Origin of the sequence: Paracoccus sp. TRP (assembly GCF_000185925.1) — a bacterium.
In the GTDB taxonomy this organism is placed as follows: Bacteria; Pseudomonadota; Alphaproteobacteria; order Rhodobacterales; family Rhodobacteraceae; genus Paracoccus; species Paracoccus kondratievae.
In genome coordinates, this window is sequence record NZ_AEPN01000004.1 from 122,743 (window position 1) to 138,393 (window position 15,651).

A 15,651-nucleotide genomic window follows, 5' to 3' on the forward strand; every position below is an offset into this window, starting at 1 on the left:
TTCAGTCCGCAATCTGGCCTGAGCATGGAATATCTACGGAAGTGCCTACCTATGTGCACCTGTCCGGTCCTGCAGGTATTTCGCTGAAACAGGGTGGCATCCACTTTGCTCCCGGAGGAAGGGCGTCCACCGACTGCTATTACAACCTCTTCAACCTTGGCAAATGGCGTGCTCTGTGCGGAGATCTACCCATCTCGCTATGGCTGCTGGGCAAAGGTCAATTCCAGCTGACCGTCTGGCTGGCGGCGCAGGACAAGTCGTGGAATCAGCTCTACAGCGAGGCAGTTTCCATCAACGGCAGCCTGTCACTGCCGCTTGACCTGACAGGGTTTGATGATCCTTGCATCGTTCTGTTTTTCGAACTGGTTGCGCTTGGTGATGGGGAATTGCAGGACTTTGCCTGGACCACCTCGGCCCCGCCGCGCCAGTATCCCGAGCTGATGCTCTCTGTTACCACCTTCCGGCGCGAAGAGGCGGTAACCTCGACCATCGAACGCTTTGCCCGTTTCCGCGAAGCCTCGGAGCTGCGCGACCATATCCGGATGAATATCGTCGATAACGGCCGCTCGATCCCGGAAAGCTCGGTTGCGGGCATTACGGTCATCCCGAACGAGAATCTGGGCGGCGCCGGTGGGTTTGCCCGCGGCTTGCTTGAGGCTCGCAAGGCAGGTGCCACCCACTGCTTGTTCATGGACGATGATGCCTCGATCCATATGGAGGCAATCACCCGGACCTGGTGGTTCCTCGCCTATAGTACCGACCCACGGACCGCAGTTGCGGGCGCAATGATCAATGCCGATCACCGCTGGCAGATCTGGGAAAACGGCGCGATCTTTGATCGGGGCTGCAAACCGCAATATTTTGGTCTTGATGCCAGATCTACAGGCGACGTTTTCAAGATGGAGTTTGAAACCACGTTTCCTGCTCCACGCGGGTTCTACGCGGGCTGGTGGTTCTTTGCCTTTCCCGTCGATCAGGCGACGCACATGCCATTCCCCTTCTTCGTACGGGGGGATGACGTCAGCTTTGCGCTTGCCAATGATTTTAGGATCGTCACCCTGCCGGGTGTCGCTTCCATTCAGGAAGGCTTTACCGACAAGGCATCACCGATGACCTGGTATCTCGACATGCGCAGTCATCTGGCCCACCACCTGAGCCTGCCTTCAAAGCATGTCAGCTGGTTCAAATTGCAGCGCATGTTTTTCAGCTTTTACCTGCGTACAATCGTGCGGTTCCATTATGAAAGTCTGGCTGCCGTCAATCTTGCGATCGAGGACGTGCTGAAGGGGCCGCAGTTCTTTTCGGATAACGCGGACATGACCCAACGCCGAAAAGTGTTGCAGGAGATGACTAAATCCGAAGCGTGGAAATCTGTCGAGATCCCCCCGCAACCACGGAACGGCCGCTGCTCGCGCCCACTTCGTGCATTGCTGTTGCTGACACTCAACGGACACCTGCTGCCTTTTGCCAATACGCTGGGCAGCCGTTTGGTCATGTCAGCCGCAAATCGTGACAACTTCCGCGAGATGTATGGCGCAAAGGAAATCACTTTTCTGAACACGCAGAGGACGAAAAACTATACCGTGCAGCGCGACAGAAAGGCTTTTTGGCGTGAAAGCGTACGAATGATCCGCAACAGCCTGAAGGTGCGGTCAAGCTATGCAAAGCTCCGCGCTGATTGGCAGGGAAAATACGACACCTATACCTCTGAAGATTTTTGGCAGGAAAAGCTGATCAAGGATTCCTGACTGTCCTGCCTGTTGAACGGCACGCAACGTTGCTTGCAACGGGCGGGCCCTCACAGCCTTTTCGTTTTTGTTTTGTATCCCATAAGGGCACGGCGTCCGGTTCTGATTGCTTGGACCAGTGATTCCATCACAAAAAGCTTTGCGGGTCGATATCCACCGACAGCCGCAGGTTTGTCGGCGCCTTTGGTGCGCTGTTCAGCCACTGCGCAATAGCGCCCTGCACCGGCGCCTGACGCGGGGCACGGATCAGCATGCGCACCCGGTAGCGCCCGCGCACCCGCGCGATCGGCGCAGGCGCGGGACCAAAAAGCTCAGCACCGACCGCGCGCAGGGGCTCTGTCCGGCGGGCCAGCTCACGGGCGTAATCCTCGACCACGGGCTGATCGGGATGGGACAGGATAATCCCCGCCAACCGGCCGAAGGGCGGCATACCCGCCCCCTGCCGCGCCGCTGCCTCGGCGTCCCAGAATGTCTCATCCTCGCCCGACAGGATCGCGCGAATGACAGGGTGGTCAGGCTGATAGGTCTGTAACAGCGCCAGCCCGCGCGCATCGCCGCCCTCACGCCCCGCCCTGCCAGCAACCTGACGCATCAGCTGGAACGACCGCTCGGCCGCGCGCAGATCCGCACCTTGCAGTCCAAGATCCGCGTCGATCACGCCCACCAGCGTCAGCCGGGGAAAGTTGTGGCCCTTGGCGACAATCTGGGTGCCGATAATGATATCCGTGCCGCCTGAGCCGATATCGGCAATCGCCTCTTTCAGCGCCCGGGCCGAGTGGAACAGGTCCGAGGACAGGACTGTCGCCCGCGCCTCGGGAAAACGCTCGGCCACCTCTTCGGCCAGCCGTTCGACGCCCGGGCCGATTGCGGTCATCTTGCCCTCGACCCCGCAACTGGGACAGGCGGTCGGAATGGGTTTGGTGGCTCCGCATTGGTGACAGACAAGCCGGTTCTGAAAGCGATGCTCGACCATGCGCGCATCGCAATGGTCGCAGCCAATCTGCTGGCCGCAGGCACGGCAGGCGGTGATAGGGGCGTAACCGCGCCGGTTCAGAAACAGCAGCGATTGCTCACCCCGTTCGTGCCGGGCGCGGATCTCGGCCGCAAGGCGCGGGCTGATCCAGCGGCCCTTGTCCATCTCCTGCTGGCGCAGGTCGATTGCGGCCATCTCGGGCAGTTCGGCGCTGCCGTAGCGGGCGCGCAGATCAAGGCGGCGGTATTTCCCCAGCCCCGCGTTCACCCAGCTTTCGACCGAGGGCGTGGCCGAGGCCAGCACCACCTGCGCCGCCTCGATGCTGGCGCGCAGCACGGCCATGTCGCGGGCGCTGTAATAGACCGTATCCTCTTGCTTATAGCTCGGGTCGTGCTCTTCATCGACGACGATCAGGCCCAGATCGGCAAAGGGCAGGAACAGGGCCGAGCGGGCGCCGACCACCAGCCCGACATGATGCGTCGCGGCCATGGTCCATAGCCGACGCCGTTCACCCCGGGTGATGCCGGAATGCCATTCCCCGGGCCGGGCACCGAAACGTGCCTCGACACGGTCAAGAAACTCGGCCGAAAGCGCGATCTCGGGCAGCAGCACCAGCGCCTGCCGGCCCTGACGCAGACATTCGGCCACCGCCTCAAGATAGACCTCGGTTTTGCCCGAACCGGTAACGCCGCGCAAAAGCGTTGTGCCATAGCCGCGCGCCTTCAGCGTCGCGCGCAGGCTTTCGGCAGCCTCGGCCTGATCGGGGGCCAGAGGCTTGCCCGGCAAATCAGGGTCAAGTCGGGGATAGGGGGTGTCGCGCGGGGCCAGCACCTCGGCCAGCGTCCCGGCTTTGACCAGCCCCTGGACGACCGAAGAGCTGACCCCGGCAAGCTGCGCCAGCTCAGAGGGGGCAAAGCCTGCCCCGCCGTGATCCTCGATCACCCGCAGGACGGCGGCGCGGGCGTCTGTCATACGCTCAGGCTCGGGTCCGGCACGATGGATGATGCGCCGCGCCGACGGCGGCTGGTCCAGATCGGGTGCCCGCGTCGCCATCCGCAGCGCAAGGGGCAACGGCGTCAGCGTGTATTCCGCCATGCGCGTCAGGAACTCGATCATCCCCGGCCCCAGCGGCGGGGCGTCGATCAGCCGCGCGACAGGTCGCAGCCGTGCTGCGTCGAAATCGCCGACACCCGGCCCCCAGACGGCGCCCATCACCCGGCGCGGCCCCAACGGCACGATGACCAGCTGTCCCAGCCGCACGCCCCCCTCGGGCGCAAGATAGTCGAGCACGCCGACCACCTCTTGCGTCAGCACCGCGATCCGCGCGCCATGAGGGTAGAAAAGCGGCTGAGACATCACACCGAGATCGACGGTCAGACAAACATCAGAAGAACCGGCCAGTTCGCCAGCAGCAGCGGCCCGGCGGGCAGGAACGGCAACAGATCGGCAAGATTGGGCTGAAAGACTTCCACGGGTGTTCTCCTGCAGCGATGGCGGACGGAATCTGACCCAGACCATGCGGCCGGATGCGCGTCACTAGTGACACGGCAGCGCCCCGGCCCGCAAGTCGCGCGCCGGACTTCACGCGGGGACTGTTATGCGCTAAACCCACAGCAAAACCGCAAGAAGGGCTCCTCCACATGAAATTCTTTGTCGATACCGCCGATGTCGCCGCCATCCGCGAACTGAACGATCTGGGCATGGTGGATGGCGTCACCACCAACCCGTCGCTGATCCTGAAGTCGGGCCGCAACATCCTGGAAGTCACCAAGGAGATCTGCGACATCGTCGAAGGCCCCGTCAGCGCCGAAGTCGTCGCCCAAAAAGCCGAAGACATGATCCGCGAGGGCGAGCATCTGGCCAAGATCGCGCCGAATATCACCGTCAAGGTGCCGCTGACCTGGGACGGGCTCAAGGCTTGCAAGGCGCTGTCCTCGGCCGGTCACAAGGTCAACGTGACGCTGTGCTTCTCGCCCGCGCAGGCGATTCTGGCCGCCAAGGCCGGCGCGACCTTCATCAGCCCCTTCATCGGCCGTCTGGACGACAACAACTTTGACGGCCTGGACCTGATCGCCCAGATCCGCGAGATCTATGACAATTACGACTTCCAGACCGAGATCCTTGCCGCGTCGATCCGCACTGTGAACCACATCACCGATGCCGCCCGTATCGGCGCCGACGTGATCACCGCCCCGCCCGCCGTCATCAAGGCGATGGCGAATCACATCCTGACCGACAAGGGGCTGGAACAGTTCAACGCCGACTGGGCCAAGACCGGACAAAAGATCGTCTGATGACCATCGGGGCCTCTGCGACCGGACTGACCGAAGAGACACGCGCCCGGCTGCTTGCCCAGCCCGAGCTGATCCTGTCCGATCGTGACCTGATGCGCGCGCTGATCGGCGCGCGCGAGGCCGAGCTGGGCGATAATGTCGTCGACATCAGGGGCCGGGCCATGCAGGCGCTTGAGTCGCGGCTGGACCGGCTGGAGGCGGCGCATGAATCGGTGATCTCTGCCGCCTATGACAACCAGTCGGGGATGAACACCGTTCACCGCGCTGTGCTGTCATTGCTTGAGCCGACGGATTTTCAGGAGTTTCTGGAAAATCTCGACATGGCGGTCGCACCGATCCTGCGGGTCGAGACGCTGCGCCTGATCATGGAATCGGGCGGTACCATTCCCGAACCCGAGGGCAGCGGCCCCCTGTTGATCGCCCCTGCGGGCACGGTGGCGCAGCTGATCTCGGGCGGGCGGCGGATGCCACGCGGGGATGATATCGTGCTGCGCAGCGTCGCTGATGCGACCCTGCCCTTTCACGGCCCTGCCCGCGCGCCGATCCGGTCCGAGGCGCTGTTGCCGATCGACCTTGGTATCGGGCGGTTCCCGGCGCTTTTGCTGATGGGCTCGGCCGAGGCGGGACGGTTCACGCCTGCTCAGGGCACCGATCTGCTGCGCTTTTTCGGGCAGGTATTCCGGCTGGTCCTGATTTCGTGGTTGAGGAAATGAACGGCGCGCCGGAGCCCCTTGCTCTGGCCCCGGTCATGGCCGATGCGCTTGCGCGCTGGCTGGATAGCGAGCGCGCGACCCGGGGCCGCTCGGACCACACGATCCGCGCCTATCAGGGCGACCTTTTGGCATTCCTGGCCTTTCTGGGCAGCTATCACGGCGCGCCCGCCTTGCCCGCAACCCTGGCGGGGCTGACCCAGACCGATATGCGCGCCTTTGCCGCCGCCGAACGTGGGCGCGGGCTTTCGGCGCGGTCGCTGGCCCGGCGGCTGTCGGCGACGCGCAGCTTTATCCGCTGGATGTCGGACCGCCACGGTTTCGATGCGTCAAAGGCGCTGGCGTCACGCGGACCAAAGTACACTCGGTCCCTGCCCCGCCCCCTTGCCCCCGAACAGGCCGAGGCGCTGTTGGACATCACCGCCGACACCCACCCCGAGGCATGGATCTCGGCCCGCGACGTCGCGGTGCTGACGCTGCTGTGGGGCTGCGGGCTGCGGATATCCGAGGCGCTGGGGCTGAACGGCAACGATTGGCCGCTGCGCGAAGCCCTGACCATACGCGGCAAGGGCGGCAAAGAGCGGCAGGTGCCGGTCCTGCCCACCGCACGCGACGCGATTGCCGATTATCTGCGCCTCTGCCCCTACCCGCTGGAGGCCGACGGCCCGCTGTTTCGCGGTGCGCGCGGCGGACGGCTTAGCCAGACACTGGTCGCCGGAGTGATGCGTCAGGCGCGTCAGGTGCTTGGCCTGCCGCCGACGGCCACACCCCATGCGCTGCGCCATTCATTCGCCACACATCTGCTGGCAGCCGGCGGCGATCTGCGCACGATCCAAGAGCTTTTGGGCCATGCAAGCCTGTCCACCACGCAGGTTTATACCGGTGTGGATGATGCCCATATGCTGGCCGTCTATCGCGCCGCCCATCCCCGCGCCTGAGCCCTGCCGTCCCTGATCGCGCCCGCTTTACATTTCCCGCGGTTAAGCCCAAAGCGGCGGAATGCTGCTGGACCTTTCCCTTGATCTCGTTCTGCTTTTGGCCGGAGCCGCCTTTGCGGCTGGTTTCGTCGATGCCATCGCTGGCGGGGGCGGGCTGATCACCGTGCCTGTGCTGCTGCTTGCGGGCCTGCCTCCTGCGCAGGCGCTGGCCACGAACAAGGTGCAGGGCGTGTTCGGGGCGGCAACGGCGGCGATCTCTTATGCGCGGCGTGGACTTGTCGATCTGCGCCATCAGATCAGAGCGGCGGCGGTCGCCTTTCTGGGCGGTCTGATCGGCGCGCTTTTGGTGACCTGGATTCCGACGCAGGCGCTGCGCTATGGCCTTCCGGTGGTGCTGATCGGCATTGCTGCCTTTTTCGCGCTAAAGCCGGGGCTGGATGATACAGATCGCGTTCGCCGCATCTCTCCGGCGCTGTTCACGGCAACGGTGGTGCCGGTCATCGCCTTTTATGACGGGCTGCTTGGACCGGGGACCGGATCGTTCTTCATGCTCGGCTTTGTCATGCTGGCGGGTTACGGCATCCTCAAAGCAACGGCACATACCAAACTGTTGAACTTTGCCTCGAACCTTGGCGGGCTGATCGCCTTTGCCGTGGTGGGCAAACCACTGTGGCTGCTTGGCGCCATCATGGCTGTGGCGCAGATCGCCGGCGCGATGCTTGGCGCGCGGCTGGCCATGCGAATCGGCGCCAAGGTCATCAAGCCGCTGCTGGTCGTCACCTCGACCTTGCTGGCACTGCGGCTGATCTGGCAGTTGCTCTAGGGCTGGTCAGACCGGAAAACCCCGTGCCCGGCGCAGCTCGCCCGTCGCAAGGCCACGCCAGTTGCGGTGGGGGCCGCTCAGGTATTTCTGCACCACCGGGTCCCCTTCTTCGAGCAGGCCCAGATGCACAAGCAGCGCGGTTATCGCCGCCTCGGCCGCGCGGGTGCCTCCGTCCAGTATCTTGATCGCGATGCCAAGACCCCGTTCGGGAATAATGCCGGTGAACACCGCCTCGGCCCCGGTCTTGACGACGGCACGGCCTTTGGTCGCACGCATCAGCTCAGTGCAGGCCCGCCCCTCGCCCGCGACCAGTTCGGGATGCAAACGCATCGCCTCGACCAGCCGCGTCTGAGCCTGCCCGCGTGCACCGCCCTTGGGACGCGCAAACCCGGCCATGGCATGGGCAAGCCCCTCGATCGTGCAGGCAAAGTTCGGGGCAGAACAGCCGTCGATCCCCCAGCGCGCCACGGTCTCGCCCGTCACTTCTTCAAAGGCGCGGCGGACAGCACGCTGCACGGGGTGATCAATCTCGACATATTCCGGGCCGGCGTTCACGTGCCGGGACAGCGTCAGAAAGCCCGCATGTTTGCCCGAGCAGTTGTTATGGATCTGGCAGGGGCTGTCATCGGCACAGATCAGCCGCTTACGCTCATCCGGGTCGCGGGGCAAATGCGCGCCACAGCGCAGATCGCTGTCCTCAAGCCCCAGCGCGGCAAGCCAGCTTTCGACCCGCTCGACATGCTGACGCGCGCCATTATGACTGGCGCAGGCCAGCGCAAGTTGTTCAGAGTTCAGCCGTGCCGCATCGGCTGCACCGCTTTCGACAAGGGGCAGCGCCTGGATCATTTTGCAGGAAGAACGGGGGTAGATCACGGTGCCGGGGTTGCCCCAGGCTTCGACGATACCATCGCCATCAGCGATCACCACATGGCCCATATGGCTGCTTTCGCACATGCCGCCTCGCCACAATTCGATCAGTCTGGCTGCGGTCATGGGTGCATTTTCCTCTGACAATCGCGCGATTTTCCGCAAACGGGGGTTTTTCACGGCTTCCTTTTCGCATTATCTTGCCCCCAGATGGTTGAAAACGCCACCATCATCGGCAACAAGCCGGATTGAACCGGACCATGGCAGGAGGCCAGAGCATGTTGAAATTCGCGCCGCGCGCCGCAGCGGCAGCCGCCGCACTCGCAATCGCCGCGTCTTCGCCGGTCCTGGCCCAGGACTCGACGAATGTGATCGGGACCGAGGGCGACTGGACCGTCTTTTCGGCGAGCAGCCCCAAGGAATGCTGGGCCGTGTCGGCACCGAAATCGACCCAGAACCTCGACTCAAGCGGCAATCCCAAAGAGGTGACACGCGGCGATATCCGCCTTTACGTCGCCTATCGTCCCGGCCAGTCGGGCGAAGTGTCCTTTTCGGGCGGCTATCCCTTCGCCCCGGATTCGGCGGTCGAGCTGAATATCGGTGGTCAGGTCTTCAAGCTGTTCACCGAAGGGGAAAGCGCGTGGACCGGCTCTCCCGCTGATGACAGCAAACTGATCAGCGCCCTGCGCGCCGGTTCTTCGGCGGTCGTGACCGGACGTTCCTCGCGCGGGACGGTCACCAAGGACACGTTCAGCCTGTCGGGCATCACCGCTGCGACGAACAAGGCGCAGGCCGCCTGCAAGTAAGCAGCGGCCACAGTAGCGGACAAAGACAAGACAGGGGCCCGGGCCCCTGTTTTCTTTTGGGCCGCCTTGCACTATATAGGCCTATCGCCTTTCCCCGCCCGGACACTCCAGCCTATGAACGCCCCGACTGCCGCCCCGATAACTCAGGACCTGCTGACCATCCCGCGCAAGCTGCCCGAGACGGGTCGTGTCAATATCATCGGGCTGACCCGCGACCAGCTGCACGATGCCCTGATCGAGGCAGGCACGCCCGAGCGTCAGGCCCGCATGCGCGTTGGCCAGATCTGGCAATGGGTCTATCACTGGGGCGTGCGTGACTTTGCCTTGATGACCAATCTGGCCAAGGATTATCGCGCCCTGCTTGCCGGGAAATTCGAAATCGCGGTGCCCGAGATCGTCACCCGCCAGGTCAGCGCTGATGGCACGCGCAAATACCTGCTGCGCATCGCTGGCGGGCATGAGGTCGAAACGGTCTATATCCCCGAGGAAGGGCGCGGCACGCTGTGCATCTCAAGCCAGGTAGGCTGCACGCTGACATGTTCTTTCTGCCACACCGGCACGCAGAAACTGGTGCGCAACCTGACGGCGGGCGAAATCGTCGGTCAGGTCATGGTCGCCCGCGACGATCTGGACGAATGGCCCCAGCCCGGCGCCCCCAAGGATGAAACGCGGCTGGTGTCGAACGTCGTGCTGATGGGCATGGGCGAGCCGCTGTATAACTTTGAAAACGTGCGCGACGCGATGAAAGTGGTGATGGACGGCGAAGGCATCAGCCTGTCGCGCCGCCGCATCACCCTGTCGACCAGCGGCATCGTGCCCGAGATTGCCCGCACCGCAGAAGAGATCGGCTGCCTTCTGGCCGTCAGTTTCCACGCCACCACGGACGATGTGCGCAACCGGCTGGTCCCGGTGAACCGCAAGTGGAACATCGAGGTGCTGTTGAACGCGTTGCGCGAATACCCGCGCCTGTCGAATTCGGAACGCATCACCTTTGAATATGTGATGCTGGACGGCGTGAACGACAGCGACGACGACGCACGCCGGCTGGTCAAGCTGATCCGCGGCATCCCGGCCAAGGTGAACCTGATCCCGTTCAACGAATGGCCCGGTTCGCCCTATCGTCGTTCCAGTTGGGACCGGATCGAGGCGTTTGCCGATATTGTGCACAAGGCAGGCTATGCCTCGCCCATCCGCACGCCCAGAGGCGAGGATATCATGGCCGCCTGCGGCCAGCTGAAATCCGCAACTGAACGGGGCCGGAAATCTGCCGCCCAGATCGCTGCCGAAGCCGGGGCCGGGGCCTGAAACTGTCCGGTCCGTGCCTTTTCATCCCGCAGAACCGTTGCGGCAATGACTCGCACCGGGCTTGGCTCTCATCACGATTCCGCCACGACCCAGCCCAAGCTTGCCCCCCGCCGCCTGCGGTCGTAGAAGCGTGACGACCCGCGAAAGAGGTGCCGCATGACCCAGCCGAACCGTCCGAAACCCGTCGTCCTGTGCATCCTCGATGGCTGGGGCATTTCCGACCGGCCCGAGCAGAGCGCACCCGATCAGGCGAGGACGCCGAATTTCGACCGGCTGATGCACGACTGCCCGCATGCGCGGCTGGTGACCTTTGGCCCGGATGTCGGTCTGCCGAAAGGCCAGATGGGTAACTCTGAGGTCGGGCATACCAATATCGGCGCGGGCCGGGTCGTAGCCATGGATCTGGGTCAGATCGACCTCGCAATCGAGGATGGCAGCTTTTACGAAAACCCGGCGATTGGCGAATTCATCCGCAAGCTCAAGGCCTCGGGTGGCACTGCCCATCTGATGGGTGTCATCTCGGACGGCGGGGTGCATGGCCATCTTGAGCATGTGCTTGCCGCAGCGCGGGCCATCGCTGACAAAGGGGTGCCGGTCGTCATCCACGCGGTGACAGATGGCCGCGACGTGGCGCCTGAATCGGCCTCGGGCTTTATGGCTGACCTGCTGGGCCGGATGCCCCAGGCAGCGCGTATCGGCACTGTCATCGGTCGTTATTACGCCATGGACCGCGATAATCGGTGGGAACGCGTCTCGCGCGCCTATGCCGCCATGATCCGCGGCGAGGGGCTGCACGCCGCAAATGCGGCCGACGCCGTGGCCGAGGCTTATGCCCGCGGCGAAACCGACGAATTCATCGAACCGACCGTGATCGGGGATTACGCCGGGGCGCGGGACAATGACGGGTTCTTCTGCCTCAACTTCCGCGCTGACCGCGCGCGAGAAATCCTTGCCGCCATCGGCCAGCCGGATTTCTCGGCCTTTGACACCGGACGGCGGCCAGAATGGGCGGCGTTGCTTGGCATGGTCGATTATTCGGCCAGACACGACGAATATATGACTGCCGCCTATCCCAAGCGGCCGGTTGTGAACACGCTGGGCGCCTGGGTGGCGCAAAAGGGTCTGCGGCAGTTCCGTCTGGCCGAGACCGAGAAATACCCCCATGTCACCTTCTTTCTGAACGGCGGCAAGGAAACGCCCGAACCGGGCGAGGACCGCTTTATGCCGAACAGCCCCAAGGTCGCGACCTATGATCTTGCCCCCGAGATGGCCGCACCCGAGGTCAGCGCCAAACTGGTCGAGGCGATTGGCGCGGGCTATGATCTGATCGTCGTGAACTATGCCAACCCTGACATGGTCGGCCATACCGGCAGCCTGCCCGCCGCAATCCGCGCCTGCGAGGCGGTGGACCAGGGGCTGGGCATGATGCTGGCGGCGTTGGAGAAAGCTGGCGGCGCGGCGGTGGTCATCGCCGATCACGGCAATTGCGAAACGATGATCGACCCCGAAACCGGCGGCCCGCACACCGCCCATACCACCAACCCGGTACCGGTGATCGTCTTTGGCGGCCCAAAGGGGGCAAGGCTGCGCAATGGCCGGCTGGCCGAAGTCGCGCCCACGGTGCTTGACCTGATGGGTCTGGACCTGCCGCCCGAAATGACCGGCACATCACTGATCGAGCGCGCATGAAACCATGGCTGTTCCTGCCGGTGCTGATGGCTTTGGCCATCGGCTCGATCGCCCCGGCTCAGCCGGCGACTCCGGGACAGGGCGATTCGCAACTGAATGATGCGGCAGAGCAGGCTGCCGAGGCAGCCAACATGCTGCGCGAGGCGGTCAGCCAGCTGGACGAGGCCCTGACCGAGGACGATCAGGTTGCCTCTTTGACCCGCATGATCCGCGCCTATGAGCAGGGCCTCTCGGCGCTGCGCGAGGGGCTGCGTCGTGCCGGTATCCGCGAACAAGAGATCCGCACCGAATTCGATTCGCGCCGCGAACGGCTGGGCCGGGTGCTGGGCGTGATGACGTCGATGCAGAAATCACCCGAAACCATGCTGCTTTTGCATCCCGCCGGACCGGAATCCTCGGCCCGGGCGGGAATGATCCTGTCCTCGGTTGCACCGGGACTTGAGGCCGAGGCCCGCAGCATGCAGCAAAAGCTTGAGGAAATCCGCACCGTGCGCGCCATCCAGCTTAGCGCCGCGAACACGCTGGCGCAGGGGCTTGGGCAGGTGCAAGAGGCGCGGCGGCTGCTTGCCTCGGCGGTTACCGACCGTTCAAACCTGCCGGTGCGCTTTGGCGAGGACCCCAAGGAGCTGACGGCACTGGTGCAATCGGCCGACACGCTGGAGGCCTTTGCCTCGGGCATCGTCGGCATGGAACAGGACGTCGGCGCGCCCATGGCCGATTTCGAGGGTGCACAGGGCAGCCTGCCCCTGCCGGTGCTGGGCAGGGTACTGCATCGCTATGATGAACCCGATGCCGCCGGTGTACGCAGGCCGGGACTGGTCATCGCGACCGCCCCCGCCGCGCTTGTCACGACCCCCTGGCCCGCCACCATCCGCTATCGCGGACCTTTGCTTGATTACGGCAATGTGATGATCGTTGAGCCCGCACGCGGGTATCTGATGATATTTGCCGGTCTGGCGCAGGTCTTTGGCGAGACGGGCGACGTGCTGGCGGCGGGCGAACCGGTTGGTCTGATGGGCGGACAGGAACCCCCCGCGCAAGAGTTCGGCGCCGAGTTTGTCGCCAATGCCGCAGCCGGAGGTGGCGCTGGACAGAGCGAGACACTCTATGTTGAACTTCGCAACGGCAAGGAAACACTGGACCCGGCCGAGTGGTTCATGATGAATCCAATCATCGGAGAAGCCACCAACGGCATGGACCGCAGCAACGCAACCGGGCAGGACGGAACCGAATGAGACATTATCTTCTGGCAGGGGCGATCGGCACGCTTGCGGGCATCACCGTCGCCACCCAATTCGCGGGTCCCCTGGTCGCGCAGGAATCCGGCAGGAACGCCTCGGTCTATGAACAGCTTGACCTGTTCGGCAATGTGTTCGAGCGCGTCCGTGCCGATTACGTCGAACAGGTGGACGACAAGAAGCTGATCGAGGCAGCGATCAACGGTATGCTGACCTCGCTTGATCCGCACAGCTCGTTCCTGTCGGCCAAGGATTACGACGACATGCAGACCCAGACCCGTGGCAGCTTTGGCGGCCTTGGGATCGAGGTCGGGCAAGAGGACGGGCTGGTCAAGGTCATCTCGCCCATCGACGACACCCCGGCAGCCGAGGCCGGCGTCAAGGCCGGTGATTACATCACCCATGTGAACGGCGAATCGCTGATGGGCCTGAACCTGGACGAGGCGGTCGAAAAGATGCGCGGCCCGGTTGGTTCGGAAATCAAGATCACCATTCTGCGCGAGGGCGAAAAAGAGCCCTTTGATCTGACCATCACCCGCGACGTCATCAAGCTGACGGTGGTCAAAACCCGCATCGAGGGCCATGCCGTCGTCCTGCGCGTCACCACCTTCAACGACGAAACCTTCTCGACGCTCAAGACTGAGATGGCAAAGGCTATCGAGGATGCGGGCGGCATCGAGAAGGTCACGGGCTTTGTGCTGGACCTGCGCAACAACCCCGGCGGTCTGCTGAACCAGGCGATCGAGGTTTCGGACGCATTCCTTGACCGCGGCGAGATCGTCTCGACCCGCGGCCGCAAAACCGAGGACAGCGAGCGATGGAATGCCAAGACCGGCGACCTGGCGCAGGGCAAACCGATGGTCGTGCTGATCAACGGCGGCTCGGCCTCGGCCTCGGAAATTGTCACCGGCGCGCTGCAGGATCACCGCCGTGCCATCGTCGTGGGCACCAAGAGCTTTGGCAAAGGCTCGGTCCAGACGGTGATGCCGGTCACTTCGGACAGCGCCATCCGGCTGACGACGGCACGCTATTATACGCCCTCGGGCCGTTCGATTCAGGCCCTTGGCATCCAGCCCGACATCATCGTCGAGCAGCCGGCACCCAAGCCCAAGGACGAGGATGAGGCCAACAAGCCGCTGACCGAGTCGAAATTCCTCAGCTCGGAAGCCGATCTGCGCGGGGCGCTGAACAACGATTCGATCAGCGACGAAGAGCGCAAGCAGATCGAGGAAGAGGCCAAGCAGGTCGCCGCCACCGCAAAACTGCGGGAAGAGGACTACCAGCTGGCCTATGCCGTCGACATCCTCAAGGGGCTCGCTGCCGTGGATTACCACGCCCAGGCCGTGCCCGAGGCCGCGAAACCCGCCAATACCGGCGAGGATTCGGGTCAGGAGGGGGCGAAGGCCGAATGAGCACAGAGCTGCTCGGCCCGTCGGGCCTGCCCTATCGTCCCTGTGCGGGGGTGGTGCTGATCAACCCCGCCGGGCTGATTTTTGCCGGGCAGCGCATCGACAATCCCGGCCCCGCCTGGCAGATGCCTCAGGGCGGCATCGACAAGGGCGAAACCCCGCGCGAGGCCGCGTTGCGCGAGCTGGTCGAGGAAACCGGCGTCACCCCCGATCTGGTCGAGGTGGTGTCCGAAACCCCGGACTGGGTGACCTATGACCTGCCGCCCGAGCTTTTGGGCAAGGTCTGGAAGGGCAAATACGGCGGGCAAAAGCAGAAATGGTTTGCCATGCGCTTTCACGGTGCCGACGACGCCATCCGTATTGAGACCGAACACCCGGAGTTCGACCGGTGGCAGTGGATGCGGGCCTCGGACCTGATCGAGAGCATCGTACCTTTCAAGCGCGAGGTCTATGCCCGCGTCCTCGCCGATTTCCGCGAAATTCTGGCTTGAAGGCAGTCCGTCCGGGGCCGGGCGGGCTTGCTTTGGGTCGGATCGGGAAGGGTTTCCCCGCCTGCGCGGGGATGGACAGGTCACAACCTTCAGGCCCGCATCAAGAAAGCGCGTCCCCGATGTGCGGGGATAATCCGCCAGCCCGGGACCGGCCTGCCCGTTTTCATAGTGTTCCCGGCATACGCCGGGATAAGCGGGCCGGTTCGGGATCGTCGGCGAAGTGATCGCCGTATTCCCTGTGTCAATGGGGATAAGCCGCGTTCGCTGCGATAGCGCACACACCGGATATGCCGTGTATATACATGACCTTGCCGTCATCCCGGCGCCATCATGTCAGGCCAGGGTCACAGGCGCCCGATT

Annotated in this window: 13 protein-coding genes; 11 read left to right on the plus strand and 2 right to left on the minus strand. The window is 63.9% G+C overall.

The window, feature by feature from the left end:
- Window positions 1-41: 41 nt before the first annotated feature.
- Complete coding sequence (locus tag PARACOCCUSGL_RS0104060; RefSeq protein ID WP_227493397.1) at window positions 42-1,748, plus strand: hypothetical protein; 1,707 nt, start codon at window positions 42-44, stop codon at window positions 1,746-1,748.
- Window positions 1,749-1,875: 127 nt separating this feature from the next.
- Here the strand turns inward: PARACOCCUSGL_RS0104060 and PARACOCCUSGL_RS0104065 are convergent, their stop codons facing one another.
- Window positions 1,876-4,077 carry a primosomal protein N' gene (locus PARACOCCUSGL_RS0104065; RefSeq protein ID WP_010393326.1) on the minus strand — a complete coding sequence of 734 codons (2,202 nt, stop codon included), beginning with the start codon at window positions 4,075-4,077 and terminating at the stop codon, window positions 1,876-1,878.
- A gap of 284 nt (window positions 4,078-4,361) precedes the next feature.
- Between PARACOCCUSGL_RS0104065 and fsa the strand changes: the two genes are divergently transcribed.
- The 4 genes from fsa (at window position 4,362) to PARACOCCUSGL_RS0104090 (ending at window position 7,486) form a co-directional block, all read left to right on the plus strand.
- On the plus strand, window positions 4,362-5,015 hold the full coding sequence (gene fsa, locus PARACOCCUSGL_RS0104075) for a fructose-6-phosphate aldolase (protein ID WP_010393331.1): 654 nt from the start codon (window positions 4,362-4,364) through the stop codon (window positions 5,013-5,015).
- On the plus strand, window positions 5,015-5,728 hold the full coding sequence (locus tag PARACOCCUSGL_RS0104080; RefSeq protein WP_010393333.1) for a DUF484 family protein: 714 nt from the start codon (window positions 5,015-5,017) through the stop codon (window positions 5,726-5,728). The genes fsa and PARACOCCUSGL_RS0104080 overlap by 1 nt, the downstream gene beginning before the upstream one ends.
- On the plus strand, window positions 5,725-6,663 hold the full coding sequence (locus tag PARACOCCUSGL_RS0104085; RefSeq protein ID WP_010393335.1) for a tyrosine recombinase XerC: 939 nt from the start codon (window positions 5,725-5,727) through the stop codon (window positions 6,661-6,663). The genes PARACOCCUSGL_RS0104080 and PARACOCCUSGL_RS0104085 overlap by 4 nt, the downstream gene beginning before the upstream one ends.
- A gap of 64 nt (window positions 6,664-6,727) precedes the next feature.
- Entirely contained in the window at window positions 6,728-7,486 is a 759-nt protein-coding gene (locus tag PARACOCCUSGL_RS0104090) for a TSUP family transporter (protein ID WP_029371478.1), read from the plus strand.
- A gap of 6 nt (window positions 7,487-7,492) precedes the next feature.
- Here PARACOCCUSGL_RS0104090 and PARACOCCUSGL_RS0104095 read toward each other — a convergent pair whose 3' ends face one another.
- Entirely contained in the window at window positions 7,493-8,479 is a 987-nt protein-coding gene (locus tag PARACOCCUSGL_RS0104095) for an asparaginase (RefSeq protein ID WP_010393344.1), read from the minus strand.
- 152 nt (window positions 8,480-8,631) lie between these two features.
- Between PARACOCCUSGL_RS0104095 and PARACOCCUSGL_RS0104100 the strand changes: the two genes are divergently transcribed.
- From PARACOCCUSGL_RS0104100 to PARACOCCUSGL_RS0104125, 6 genes are all read left to right on the plus strand, one after another.
- Window positions 8,632-9,159 (plus strand): invasion associated locus B family protein, encoded by a 528-nt coding sequence (locus tag PARACOCCUSGL_RS0104100; protein ID WP_010393345.1) that lies wholly within the window; start codon window positions 8,632-8,634, stop codon window positions 9,157-9,159.
- A gap of 114 nt (window positions 9,160-9,273) precedes the next feature.
- On the plus strand, window positions 9,274-10,464 hold the full coding sequence (gene rlmN, locus PARACOCCUSGL_RS0104105) for a 23S rRNA (adenine(2503)-C(2))-methyltransferase RlmN (RefSeq protein ID WP_010393349.1): 1,191 nt from the start codon (window positions 9,274-9,276) through the stop codon (window positions 10,462-10,464).
- Between the two features lie 156 nt (window positions 10,465-10,620).
- Complete coding sequence (gene gpmI / locus PARACOCCUSGL_RS0104110) at window positions 10,621-12,153, plus strand: 2,3-bisphosphoglycerate-independent phosphoglycerate mutase (protein WP_010393351.1); 1,533 nt, start codon at window positions 10,621-10,623, stop codon at window positions 12,151-12,153.
- Window positions 12,150-13,388 carry a murein hydrolase activator EnvC gene (locus tag PARACOCCUSGL_RS0104115; protein WP_010393353.1) on the plus strand — a complete coding sequence of 413 codons (1,239 nt, stop codon included), beginning with the start codon at window positions 12,150-12,152 and terminating at the stop codon, window positions 13,386-13,388. The genes gpmI and PARACOCCUSGL_RS0104115 overlap by 4 nt, the downstream gene beginning before the upstream one ends.
- Window positions 13,385-14,803: a S41 family peptidase gene (locus tag PARACOCCUSGL_RS0104120; RefSeq protein WP_010393355.1), complete on the plus strand. Its 1,419-nt coding sequence runs from the start codon at window positions 13,385-13,387 to the stop codon at window positions 14,801-14,803. Before PARACOCCUSGL_RS0104115 ends, PARACOCCUSGL_RS0104120 begins: the two co-directional genes overlap by 4 nt.
- Window positions 14,800-15,291 (plus strand): RNA pyrophosphohydrolase, encoded by a 492-nt coding sequence (locus tag PARACOCCUSGL_RS0104125; RefSeq protein ID WP_010393357.1) that lies wholly within the window; start codon window positions 14,800-14,802, stop codon window positions 15,289-15,291. The genes PARACOCCUSGL_RS0104120 and PARACOCCUSGL_RS0104125 overlap by 4 nt, the downstream gene beginning before the upstream one ends.
- Window positions 15,292-15,651 lie beyond the last annotated feature (360 nt).

Excerpts from the sequence above, each read along its gene's own strand:
- PARACOCCUSGL_RS0104065 (WP_010393326.1), bottom strand. The coding sequence starts at position 4,077 with ATGTCTCAGCCGCTTTTCTACCCTCATGGCGCGCGGATCGCGGTGCTG.
- fsa (WP_010393331.1), top strand. The coding sequence starts at position 4,362 with ATGAAATTCTTTGTCGATACCGCCGATGTCGCCGCCATCCGCGAACTG.
- PARACOCCUSGL_RS0104080 (WP_010393333.1), top strand. The coding sequence starts at position 5,015 with ATGACCATCGGGGCCTCTGCGACCGGACTGACCGAAGAGACACGCGCC.
- PARACOCCUSGL_RS0104085 (WP_010393335.1), top strand. The coding sequence starts at position 5,725 with ATGAACGGCGCGCCGGAGCCCCTTGCTCTGGCCCCGGTCATGGCCGAT.
- PARACOCCUSGL_RS0104095 (WP_010393344.1), bottom strand. The coding sequence starts at position 8,479 with ATGACCGCAGCCAGACTGATCGAATTGTGGCGAGGCGGCATGTGCGAA.
- PARACOCCUSGL_RS0104100 (WP_010393345.1), top strand. The coding sequence starts at position 8,632 with ATGTTGAAATTCGCGCCGCGCGCCGCAGCGGCAGCCGCCGCACTCGCA.
- rlmN (WP_010393349.1), top strand. The coding sequence starts at position 9,274 with ATGAACGCCCCGACTGCCGCCCCGATAACTCAGGACCTGCTGACCATC.
- gpmI (WP_010393351.1), top strand. The coding sequence starts at position 10,621 with ATGACCCAGCCGAACCGTCCGAAACCCGTCGTCCTGTGCATCCTCGAT.
- PARACOCCUSGL_RS0104115 (WP_010393353.1), top strand. The coding sequence starts at position 12,150 with ATGAAACCATGGCTGTTCCTGCCGGTGCTGATGGCTTTGGCCATCGGC.
- PARACOCCUSGL_RS0104120 (WP_010393355.1), top strand. The coding sequence starts at position 13,385 with ATGAGACATTATCTTCTGGCAGGGGCGATCGGCACGCTTGCGGGCATC.
- PARACOCCUSGL_RS0104125 (WP_010393357.1), top strand. The coding sequence starts at position 14,800 with ATGAGCACAGAGCTGCTCGGCCCGTCGGGCCTGCCCTATCGTCCCTGT.